Consider the following 11,433-nt stretch of genomic DNA (forward strand, 5'->3'; position numbering starts at 1 on the left):
GAAATATTATGGAGATTTTTAAAATATGAATGGATTGAATTTAGCGCCTATAAAGACCGAAAGAGCCTCCTCGCTTACGTTAAAAAAGTGCTGGACAATTTTGGAGGCGAGTATGTAATTAATTTTGCCTAGGTACTTAACACTGAATTTTTCTCTCACCTTTTGCCATTTTGAAGCTATGCTAATTTTACCTGACAGGGGGACAAGACCTCTCAAAGCATTGTCCACAAAGGTTTTGAGGCTCCTCAGTTACAAACAGATACATCGCTTTCAGCCAAAAAGCTAGCGAGAGAATCAGGGATTTGGGCGAGCTTACTAGAAATCTTTATCAACAACGGGGGGTGAGATGCATCGAACTTTTTCGCTCGAACACCCCAAAAAGCTTGTGCTGTAAGGAGTTCAGCCAGCTTGTCCCCCTGTCAGTAATTTTACCTGACATTTCTTTTCTTTTTTCTAAAATATTTCTCAGCAGCAATACAAAGATTTCCGTAGGTAAGCTCATCAATCTTTTGGATACAGCTTGCTTACTTACTTTTAGAGGTTCTACCCAGAGTAATCCTTCCTCTTTTAAGACTCTTACAGCTTCACTTAATCCCGCTATCTGACGATAGACTAAGCTTACCAATAAGGCGACCACCACGGGTAAGGTTAATAATCTATCTCTCATGATTTTTTCATGATTTCCTCGCATATATTTTAGCGGCGTAAATAATCTTGGCTCTAGATATTTTTTAAGTTCTTCTATTACTTGTGGGATTTCTGGGCTTGGGCATTGATGTGGTCGCCGCAAATCTGGATTCCCCTGTTTTCTCGGTCGTTGCTTAGAGCGCTTTTTCACTGACCCACCTCTGACTTCTCCGCCTTATTTTACCATTTTTTACTTCCTTCCTCTTGGATAATCAGCTACTTTTTATAATTAAGCTTCTTGCTTAAGTTGACACGAATGGAATGCAATTCGCCCCTACAATAATATTATTGCGCCAATGGTAGGGGCGCACCGTGGTCAGCCAGTTGATCGAAAATTGAGATGTACTGGGCATAACCATCTCTGTCATTAGACCTCTTGCAAAAGTCTTAAGTCGATCCTTGTACAGCAACATTTTTGAAGATTATCAACTACTAATAAATAATTAACTGAAAGTCCCTCCCATTATTGTTTCTATCGTTGGTTTTCGGATTTTTGCAAGAGGTCTATTACTTTTGAAAAATGGATCGGGATTGTTTTTTGTTTCTAGGTTATTTTTAGGTCATTACTGACTGATTAATAATGATTGAATGCTAATCGACTTTTCCTTTCAGGGAGACAAAATCAGACCTTGGGGAATTACTATTGTTACCATTTTGCTGGGGATGAAAAGTATTTCTTGCTTCGGTAGGAGTGGGTAAACCCTGTTTCATTTCCGCTACTTTTAAGAGGATCAAATACTCATAAAAAGCTTGCAGAGTACACCAAGCAAAACCAGCTTTACCATCGAGAATTCCCGCCAAGATAAAATACATATAAAACCAACGAAGTAGGGGACGGAAAGGCAATCTTAGAGATAAATCTTTTAAAGCTCTCCGTCTATCTACTTCGGTTTGACCAAAAAATAAATTTTTCCAACTAACATCACCGTTAGCCAACTGATGTAGAGTTTCTGCCGCTTCATCGCTAGAATAACGATTATGTTTTTCAATCCAACGACTTAAACCTTTACTACAGGTATAGTGGGGATAGGTTTCTTGTAAAAAAGAAGTTTTTCCCTGACATTCTTCCCTTTCCGTGTGACCATAATCGCTAAACCAGACTTGATCTTTTCTAAATAGACGCATTTGATAACGAGGATACTGGGTGCTGCGACGGATCCACGTCCCCATAAACATAACTCTTTCGGCCACATAAAAACCAGTAAATTCTTTCTGTTGAGTGGCGCGCAGACATTCTGCGTAGAGTGGGGGTGTCATCCGTTCATCTGCTTCGAGAATATAAACCCAATCGTATTTAGTCTCGATATTTTCTAGCATCCAAGTTCTTTGTTTACCGTGGCTCTCGAATTGATGCTGAATCACGCGGACTGGATAACGAGAAGCGATCTCAACAGTGCGATCGCTACTGTAGGAGTCAACCACAATCACATCATCGGATAGAAGTGCCGATTCTACGCAGGCGGCAATATCAATTTCTTCGTTATGGGTGAGAATGTAAATGGAAAACATAGATATATGGTGTTTGATTATACGAAACCCGATCAGGCGGTAGTCCTATTGTCTACCAGAAAAAGCGGAATGAAAACCAGTTTATAGAAGAGATTTTCTCAAAACTATCAGACTGCGCTTATTCTACCCTTGATCGCCCTTTTGTCAATATTCCTTAAGTATTACTTGAAAAATTCCTTACCTGAGCTTGCGGCGACCAGCAAGGAGCTATTCCCCGCCATGAGATAATAGACGGTGCTTTATGTCTCCAGTAATTTTCGATGACTGCTGTTTCCGAGTGTTTTCGTTCTCTCCGTTCCCAGGGGAATTGTGCCTTGATTCCCTTTATTACTGCCGGTGATCCCGATTTATCTACTACTGCCCAAGCTTTACGCATTTTAGACCGGGCAGGGGCCGATCTGATCGAATTGGGGGTTCCCTATTCCGATCCTCTTGCGGATGGTCCGGTTATTCAAGCGGCGGCCACCCGCGCTTTAAATCGGGGTGTCAAGTTGGAGGATGTGCTAGAAATCGTCAAAAATGCGCAGGGAGAGGTGAAAGCTCCCATTATTCTCTTTACTTACTATAATCCCATCTATCATCGCGGGATAGATGTCTTTTTAGACCAAATTAAAGCAGCAGGGGTGAGTGGTTTGGTGGTTCCCGATTTACCACTAGAGGAAGCGGAAAGTTTGCTACAACCGGCTGCCGCTAAGGGAATTGAAGTGATTTTATTGGTAGCACCTACCAGTCCCCCGGAACGAATACAAGCGATCGCCATGCAATCTCAAGGTTTTATTTATCTGGTTAGTGTCACGGGAGTGACGGGAATGCGGAACCAAGTGGCCACCAGAGTGGAGGAATTGCTCGATTCTATCCGTTCTGTCACCGATAAACCCGTGGGGGTAGGATTTGGCATTTCCGACCCGACACAGGCGCTACAGGTGAAAAACTGGGGTGCTGATGCGGTAATTGTCGGCAGTGCCATGGTTAAACGTCTGGCCGATAATTCCCCTGGCGATGGTTTAAAATCCCTTGAAGAATTCTGCCGCAGTTTAAAACAGGCGATTCAGTGAGGGGTTAGAGGTTCTTCTAAGGGAATTCTGGCTGCGGGGCGATCAAGGTATCATACTAAATCCAGTTATTAAAGACTGATTATTTATTTCCCCTTTTGCCTTTTCCCTGCTGTTTTTTGCCTGTCCTGATATGTAGCCTATACTAGACCTCTTGCATAGATCCGAAAACAAACGATAGAAACAATAATGGGAGGGACTTTCAGTTAATTATTTATTAGTAGTTGATAATCTTCAAAAATGTTGCTGTACAAGGATCGACTTAAGACTTTTGCAAGAGGTCTACTCAACGGATTTAGTATAATCTCTCTCGGACTGCCTTTTCCGCTGGGTTTAACGCTTGGTGGTGACAGTAGCGATTGTTCCCCTAAAAGAGCATTGTATCTTCTTCTACGGGTGGCGCTCACGAATAAAATTGGTGCGTTACGACCGATTGTTGATTTTAGTTTTTTGGGTTCTTCGTTACTCTTTATGCTAAATCAAAAGACAAGATGCCAAGACAACATACTTCTAACCCAAAAATTCCGAAAGTTTCTCAAGCCATAGCCTCTCCGTTTTATTAGTTTAAGTTTATTATTGATTCCCTCGACCACCCCATTCGTTGTCCTTCGCTCGAAATAACTAATTATTTCTCCAAACCAGTTTCGGATTGTTTGACAACTCTTGGTAAAAACACTGGAGGATTTTGCCAACCATCCCGAGATGGATAGCATTCCTTCTGTCGGATTCTTTGAGGTTTCGTAAATCTTTCTAAATTCTTCTTTTAATTGCTGCATTTTTTCAAATTTGGGAAAGTTTCTTTGATAGCTTCTAGTTTAATTTTTTGGATTTCCGTTAAATCTTCTTCATTTTTTAACAGGCTATATTTACTTCGCTTTAAAACTTCTAGCTTTGCTTCTTTTTTCGCTTTCTGTTTTTTATTTTTCCGCGCTTCTACGGCTCTTTTTTCCGCTCTTCTCTGTTCGTCTAACTCTTGATTAATTTGTTTCATTACATGGAATCTATCAGCGACTACCTCGGCCGACGGCATCAATTCTTTTACCAGATTTTTATAGGACAACCAAAGATCTATGCTTACTTCTTCAATTTGCTCTAACACCTCTTTTCCCCAGCCTGTAAGCGTTTTTCTCAACTCCTCTTGTGTTCGCTTCTCTAGAATAGCTATTAGTTTTCCCGTATCTAAATTTACTAAAACCGCACAGTAATTTTTTTGTCCTTTGACTAGAGCGATTTCATCAATTCCTAGTCTTTTTAATTCCGATAAATCTGGCTCGGTAATTTCTTCAGCGATGTCCTCTAGCATTCTTTGAATCTCTTCTTCCGTTACGTCATTTCTTCGGCTAACATTTAAAATATCTCCTTCTTTTAATTGTTCAAGTATATTCTCGGCTAGTCTTTTCGTATAGGTTCGTTTACTGGCGACAAAATCTAACTCTTCGCTAAAGGGCTTCTGACAATTATCGCACTTAAATTGACGACGATTAACTTGTAGGTACACTGGTTGTCCTGAGAGCGGTAAATCTTTGACTAAATGTCGATGATTTTGGTGTAGTTTATCGCTCTCTAACCCACAACGAGGACAGATTGCTTTTTTCTTTTTCGATTCGATTCGTCAAACTATACCGACATTTTCTAGGTGTCGATAGCCTTGAATAGAGGTTCCTTGTAGGTTCAAAAATTTGTCAAGTATCATAAGTAAAATAATCTCGTTTTTCGCTATTATATCAAATGTTAACTCGATTGTATATCTTTTGGTATTAACTTGTTTGTGCCTTAAGTCCTTCCCCGTATGGATTTCAGCTACTTTTGAGATTAAGTACTCTCATCGAATTTTATTTTAAGTTAATTATTTGCATAACAATTCCCGAAGAGCCGATAATGAATGGAATTACACTATTAATCGAACTGATAATCAAAAAAATGGTTTAAAATTAGAACATGGTTATCAGAGTGAAAAACGCAAGGGCAAGGAGGTATTTATTGCTAATTATGATCTTCAGAAACCTGCAAGATTTACACCTCTACAATTAAGTTTATTCGATGTATCTTGATTCCTAATTTTAATCAAGTAAATCCTCTATTTTTTCGATCGGGAGCCATGGTTGTAGAGGTTCAGCCGTATTAACATCAAAGAAAATTTTGGGATAATTAGGGATGAAATTACAGTTGTTATCGTGGCATTTCTGGCGAGAACAATTGATATGATTGGTTTGATTTGCTGTTAAATCTTTACTTCTGGCAACGTACATTTTTAAAAGGGCTTCTTCTTGATTATTAATATTAATTTTGCTTAAAAATATTTGCTCTTTTGGTGTGGGCTTCCCAACAAATAGTCCCGTTTCTAAATTGGTCTAAAAAAAAGCATTGGCAAGAGATGTAATCACTAAATCAAAATCTGTTTCAATATATTGATCTTTGTGAATATTGATGCTTGTTGAAGGTATTCCTATCAATTTAGACCTTTTGTGTTCGGTAATTCGATTTGTAATTTTCCTGCGCGAGAATGGGTATTTTTTTAAAAAAGATCAAGTTGAACTTCAAAAAAAGGTTTTCTAATTATTAAAGGAGGATCACCGATTTCTCCAGAGAGTTTCAGCAAGTAGTCATCAAAAGTATCTAAAACATCCACTCTGGCTTTAATTGAAGTCGCCACATGAGTGGCATCTTGAGGTTTTAGTGCCTGATATTGCCACATCAATTCTCTGGCTAGTTCGCCAACTTTTCTGTCCACATCATAAATATAAATCCACTCATGTCGGAAAAAATCTCTGATTTTTTCCTCACTTTCTTTAGGTAATTTTGGCTGTCCTTTTTCTAATTTCACCACTTCAATAAAAGTAAGAGCAGAAGTCACAATTATTACCTGACCATTTTCAGCTGCTTTGAGAACAGAAATACAATCATTAATTTTATCCTTTTCATTTTTCAGGAAAGCTAAAAAAACACAAGAATCCCAGTAGTGTAGCTTTTTTGTTGGACGAATCAATTACTTCCTCCCAAAATTCCGATCATTTCCTCAATGCTAGGTAAATCTTTTTCCTGAGGAAAAAGATTAATTGACTCAACTTTAATACCGATTTTTTCCCCATCTTCTCTAGAGGTAACTATCCCCGATACAGAGACTCTTTTTTCTAGATATTCTTTGATATTATCAAGTAAATTTGGTTCAAAGTAACATTTAACACCCTTATTAGTCAATAAATTGTAAACTCTAAAAATAGGTTGACGACTTACATCAATAGCTTTAAGCACACCTTCTACAGTACCAAAACTTTGATATTTTCCCCCGATAATTTCATCAACATTAGCAATCAAAGCTTGATTCAAGTCGATACACCTCGAATCAAAGCCCAATTGCACCATAAACTCATCTCTTTCTTTCAATATTGCTAATGATCGCGCACTTTCTAAAGCTCGATCAGAAAAATACTTAGGGCGAATCGGATGTTCTAAAATTGTTACTATTCCCCTTTCTACAGTCTTAATAACTTCAGAAATTTGACTAGGTGTAATCTGATCTTGAGGCATTCCTTCTAAAGTAAGATGAATGCTGCCACTATGAATTTGAGAGATTCTCCAATTTATCAGGGGGCGATTTTTGTTAGCAAGGGTTTTATCTACTTCATGGAGTAGTATTGCTAATTGTTCTTGAGCCTTGATAAATTTATCAAAAGACAACAGTGAGCCTTCTATATCTAGTGTTAGGCTCTTGATTGTTTCCTTCGATATAGGGCTTTCCCCTTTAGTCATGGCTCTAGGAATCGTGATAATTATCTCAAGTGTAAAGGTTTTGGCTAACTACTAAAGCTTCCTACTTTACATTTTTACATGAACTAACCCTAAAGCCTAAACTAGGTTGACCTATAACCACAAAAAAACCCGCTTGCGCGGGCTTTTTCCACAAAATCAAAGTTTAATTAACCTAACAACGCTTTTGCCTTCGCTACCACGTTATCCACGGTAAAACCGAACTTCTCTAGAATCACACCTCCTGGAGCAGAAGCGCCGAAGGTATCAACCCCCAACACATCCCCCTCATCGGTGATGTAACGATGCCAACCCATGGTTGAACCCGCTTCCACCGCGAGACGTTTTTTCACTGCTTTCGGCAATACCGATTCTTTGTATTCTGCCGATTGTTCCTCGAATAGCTCCCAACAGGGCATAGAAACGACGCGGGCTTTAATTCCTGCTTCTTTTAACACCGCAGCCGCTTTATCGCAGAGATACAACTCGCCACCCGTACCGATGAGAATGACATCGGGAGTACCTTCACAATCGGTGATAATATAAGCACCTTTAGCCACACCCGCAAGGGAAGTTCCTGCTAAATTGGGCAGATTTTGACGGGATAATGCTAGTAACGTCGGGCGCTTAGTTTCGCTCACCGCTACTTTATAAGCACCGGAAGTTTCCGTACCATCTCCCGGACGCATGACTAAGAGGTTAGGAATAGCGCGCAGAGAAGCAACGTGTTCCACGGGTTGGTGAGTCGGTCCATCTTCCCCTAGGGCAATGGAATCGTGAGTCATTACCCAGATGACGCGAGTTTCTGACAAGGCCGATAAACGGATAGAATTCCGCATATAGTCGGTGAAAATCAGGAAAGTCGCCCCGTAGGGAATCAATCCCGTGTTATGGAGAGCAATACCGTTACAAATCGCCCCCATCGCGTGTTCCCTTACGCCAAAATGGACGTTACGCTCCTGATAACTGCCTTTTTGGAAATTACCAAAATGCTCTAATTCCGTGTAGTTAGAGTGGGTTAAATCCGCCGAACCACCGATTAAACCGGGTAAAACCCCCGCAAGGGCATTTAAGCAGATTTCCGAGTGTTTACGACTAGCCAGCGCCTTATCTTCGGGTTTATAAACCGGTAAAGCTTGCTCCCAACCTTCCGGCAGTTGACCGGTGGTTAACTGTTCAAATAAAGCCGCTTCTGCGGGATATTTGGCCTGATATTCGTTAAATAACTTATTCCAGTCCGTTTCTGCCGTCGCTCCCTTGTCCACTGCTTGCCGGAAACGATTTAACACCTCATCGGGAACCACAAACGGCTCGTATTCCCAACCTAATGCTTTCCGGGTTAACTCGATTTCCGTTGCTCCTAAAGCTGCCCCGTGAACATCGGCGGTATTAGACTTATTGGGGGAACCATAACCGATAGTGGTGGTGATTTTAATCATCGAGGGTTTATCGGTGACAGCTTTGGCAGCTGCGATCGCATTGGCAATGGCATCTAAATCGGTGTTACCATTCTCGACGTGCTGAACGTGCCAACCGTAGGCTTCAAAACGCTTGCTCACGTCTTCGGTGAAAGCGATATCGGTGGAACCATCGATCGAGATATGGTTATCATCGTAGAGAGCGATTAACTTGCCTAAACCCCAGTGACCGGCTAAAGAACAAGCTTCCCCGGAAATTCCCTCCATATTGCAACCATCACCCAAAATGACATAGGTGTAATGGTCGATAATTTTGGCATCCGGTTTGTTGAAACGGGCCGCTAAATGGGCCTCTGCTAGGGCTAAACCCACACCATTGGCAATCCCTTGACCCAGGGGACCGGTGGTCACTTCCACCCCTTCCGTGACGAAATTTTCGGGGTGGCCGGGGGTTTTCGATTTCCACTGCCGGAATTGTTTAATTTCCTCTAGGGGAACGCTATCGTATCCGGTCAGGTACATCAAAGCGTACTGCAGCATACAACCGTGACCGGCGGAGAGAACAAAACGATCGCGATTGACCCATTGGGGGTTTTTCGGGTTAAAACGCAGGAATTGATCCCAGAGAACAAAGGCCATGGGAGCGGCTCCCATGGGCAGTCCGGGGTGTCCGGATTTAGCTTTTTCTACGGCATCCACCGCTAAAAAACGCACCGCATTAATACAAAGTTCTTCGAGGGATTGGGAGGCGACAACCATAATGTTTTTTAGAATGAACTACAAAAATAAGACCAGGTTAAAGAGGGAGCCACTCACAGATTACTCTTTCAGGGGCATCGACTCAAGCATATTTTCTAAAAGCTAAGGTGACGTTATGGCCACCAAATCCAAAGGAGTTGGAGAGGGCAGCGTTAACTATCTGCTGACGACTTTCGTAGGGGACGTAATCAAGATCACAATCGGGGTCAGGATTGTCCAGATTGAGCGTCGGGGGAATCCGATCATTAGCGATCGCCATGACCGTGGCCACGGCTTCAATACCGCCAGAACCGCCTAAAAGGTGGCCTGTCATCGATTTGGTGGAACTGATGGGGATTTGGTAGGCCGATTCTCCTAAAGCTTTTTTAATCGCCTTGGTTTCCGTGGGATCATTGGCCCCTGTACTGGTTCCGTGGGCGTTGATATAGCTAATTGCCGCCGGAGTCAAACCGGCATCTTTGATCGCTAATTCGATCGCTCTGGTGGCCCCACGACCATCTGGAACCGGTGCGGTCATGTGATAGGCATCGCAAGTCAGACCATAACCGATCATTTCGGCGTAAATCCGCGCCCCACGGGCTAAGGCCGTTTCTAATTCCTCTATAATCAAAATTCCTGCCCCTTCCCCCATAACAAAACCATCCCGATCCTTGTCAAAGGGACGACTGGCCCGGGTGGGGTCATCGTTGCGGGTGGACAGGGCCTTAGCGGAGGCAAAACCGGCCAATCCTAGGGGGGTAACGGCGGCTTCCGTCCCACCGCAGATCATCCCTTTGGCTAAACCCCTTTGTACTAGACGAAAAGCATCGCCGATGGCGTTGGAACCGGCAGCGCAAGCGGTCACGGTGCAGTTACTCGGTCCTTTGGCCCCCGTGTGGATGGCGGTTAAACCAGCGGCCATATTGGCAATCATCATCGGGATCATGAAGGGACTACACCGGCTCGGACCTTTTGTCAAGTAAATTTCCTGTTGATCCTCCAGCACTTTGATGCCGCCTACGCCCGTACCGATTAGTACGCCTATATCATCGGCATTGAGAGCGTCGATAACTAATCGAGAATCTTGCAGCGCTTGCAAACTAGCGGCGACGGCAAATTGAGCGAAACGGTCCATGCGCTTTGCCTCTTTGCGATCCACATAGTCGTGGGGGTCAAAACCCCGCACTTCCCCAGCAATGCGACAAGCGTGACGGGAGGCATCAAAGTGGGTAATTAAACCAATGCCACTTTTGCCGTTGATTAAGCCTGTCCAATAGTCTGCTAGATTATTGCCGAGGGGAGTGATCGCACCCATCCCCGTTATGACAACCCTTTTTAATGGCAATTCTGTCATGTTTGTTCAAAAATAAGGGCAGATTTTGCCCCAGATATTTAATTCTAATTGTCAATTTTCCCGCAATAACTAGGCGGTTGCTCCTACTTTCTCGCTAATATAATCGACAGCTTTGCCTACAGTGTCAATTTGTTCGGCTGCGTCGTCGGGAATTTCAATATCAAATTCTTCCTCTAAAGCCATCACTAACTCGACCACATCAAGGGAATCAGCTTTCAGATCATTAGCAAAGCTTGCTTCGGGGGTAACTGTACCCAGATCCTCTACTTCTAATTGTTCCACAACAATTTTTTTAACTCGATCGAAAATTTCTGTACTCATGGATGTCAATTTTTATCCGCTGGTTTACCTGACTCTAGCCTCTAGGGTCTGGGGAAATGGGGCGGTGTTGCCATTTCCGACAATAAATTTCGGTTAGCTTTTTCACTGACCATTTTTCATCTTACTGGAAGTTGTTCCCCTCTTGATGAAGTTTTTTTGCGATTATCGGGGAAGTGGGGAAGTGGGGTGTGGGAATTATGAATTATGAATTATGAATTATGAATTGGGGAGGTGGGGAGGTGGGGAAGTGGGGAAGTGGGGTGTGGGAATTATGAATTATGAATTGGGGAGGTGGGGAAGTGGGGAAGTGGGGAAGTGGGGAAGTGGGGTAGTGGGGTAGTGGAGCATTTGGATGAAATTTCCCTAAACCCCTAAATCCCTATCACCCCAAAACCCTATCACCCTGACTCCTATCTCCTGAATAAAAAGCCAAAATATAACGGATAACTCCGAAATTCAGATAATAATCATCGGAAATTTTGGGTCTGAAACCCCGCCGTTCTAGGTTGGCTTTACGTTAGAATTAAAAGGCCAGTCTCGAAAACCAAGTGGACGGCGCAGCACCTTGAAAACTCGGCTTAGGGGGTTCCGACCAGAAAAGCTTGGC

9 protein-coding genes and 2 pseudogenes are annotated in these 11,433 nt (G+C 42.6%); 2 read left to right on the forward strand and 9 right to left on the reverse strand.

The genetic code is table 11. The features are described 5' to 3' along the window. Positions 1 to 132 (forward strand): annotated as a pseudogene (locus tag ACE1AQ_RS16345) (IS630 family transposase); the annotation flags it as partial. 196 nt (positions 133 to 328) lie between these two features. On the opposite strand, the gene ACE1AQ_RS16350 reads toward ACE1AQ_RS16345, so the two are convergent. Together ACE1AQ_RS16350 and ACE1AQ_RS16355 are read right to left on the reverse strand one after the other, a co-directional pair. Beyond that, positions 329 to 667, reverse strand: a complete 339-nt coding sequence (locus tag ACE1AQ_RS16350) for a hypothetical protein (protein WP_149037243.1) — start codon at positions 665 to 667, stop codon at positions 329 to 331. Between the two features lie 611 nt (positions 668 to 1,278). Continuing rightward, the gene (locus ACE1AQ_RS16355) at positions 1,279 to 2,196 is read right to left on the reverse strand and encodes a glycosyltransferase family 2 protein (protein ID WP_110546104.1); all 918 of its coding nucleotides are present in this window, start codon (positions 2,194 to 2,196) and stop codon (positions 1,279 to 1,281) included. 260 nt (positions 2,197 to 2,456) lie between these two features. On the opposite strand from ACE1AQ_RS16355, the gene trpA reads away from it, so the two are divergent. Beyond that, a complete protein-coding gene (gene trpA, locus ACE1AQ_RS16360; RefSeq protein WP_110546105.1) occupies positions 2,457 to 3,251 on the forward strand; it encodes a tryptophan synthase subunit alpha in 795 nt (264 codons plus the stop codon). Between the two features lie 476 nt (positions 3,252 to 3,727). Here the strand turns inward: trpA and ACE1AQ_RS16365 are convergent. From ACE1AQ_RS16365 to ACE1AQ_RS16395, 7 genes and pseudogenes are all read right to left on the reverse strand, one after another. Next, positions 3,728 to 4,941, reverse strand: a pseudogene (locus ACE1AQ_RS16365) (ISL3 family transposase). A 367-nt stretch (positions 4,942 to 5,308) separates the two neighbouring features. Continuing rightward, positions 5,309 to 5,497 (reverse strand): hypothetical protein, encoded by a 189-nt coding sequence (locus tag ACE1AQ_RS16370; protein WP_254052978.1) that lies wholly within the window; start codon positions 5,495 to 5,497, stop codon positions 5,309 to 5,311. A gap of 266 nt (positions 5,498 to 5,763) precedes the next feature. Beyond that, on the reverse strand, positions 5,764 to 6,234 hold the full coding sequence (locus ACE1AQ_RS16375) for a PIN domain-containing protein (RefSeq protein WP_106909281.1): 471 nt from the start codon (positions 6,232 to 6,234) through the stop codon (positions 5,764 to 5,766). Continuing rightward, positions 6,231 to 6,998, reverse strand: a complete 768-nt coding sequence (locus ACE1AQ_RS16380) for a hypothetical protein (protein ID WP_106909282.1) — start codon at positions 6,996 to 6,998, stop codon at positions 6,231 to 6,233. Before ACE1AQ_RS16380 ends, ACE1AQ_RS16375 begins: the two co-directional genes overlap by 4 nt. Before the next feature lie 167 nt (positions 6,999 to 7,165). After that, a complete protein-coding gene (gene tkt / locus ACE1AQ_RS16385; RefSeq protein WP_008203199.1) occupies positions 7,166 to 9,172 on the reverse strand; it encodes a transketolase in 2,007 nt (668 codons plus the stop codon). An 82-nt stretch (positions 9,173 to 9,254) separates the two neighbouring features. Then, positions 9,255 to 10,505: a beta-ketoacyl-ACP synthase II gene (fabF, locus tag ACE1AQ_RS16390; RefSeq protein ID WP_008203201.1), complete on the reverse strand. Its 1,251-nt coding sequence runs from the start codon at positions 10,503 to 10,505 to the stop codon at positions 9,255 to 9,257. A gap of 69 nt (positions 10,506 to 10,574) precedes the next feature. After that, positions 10,575 to 10,826, reverse strand: coding sequence for an acyl carrier protein (locus ACE1AQ_RS16395; protein WP_008203202.1), 252 nt, complete (start codon positions 10,824 to 10,826; stop codon positions 10,575 to 10,577). Positions 10,827 to 11,433: the final 607 nt, after the last annotated feature.

The sequence above is a fragment of the Microcystis sp. BLCC-F209 genome, from assembly GCF_041928595.1.
In the GTDB taxonomy this organism is placed as follows: domain Bacteria; phylum Cyanobacteriota; class Cyanobacteriia; order Cyanobacteriales; family Microcystaceae; genus Microcystis.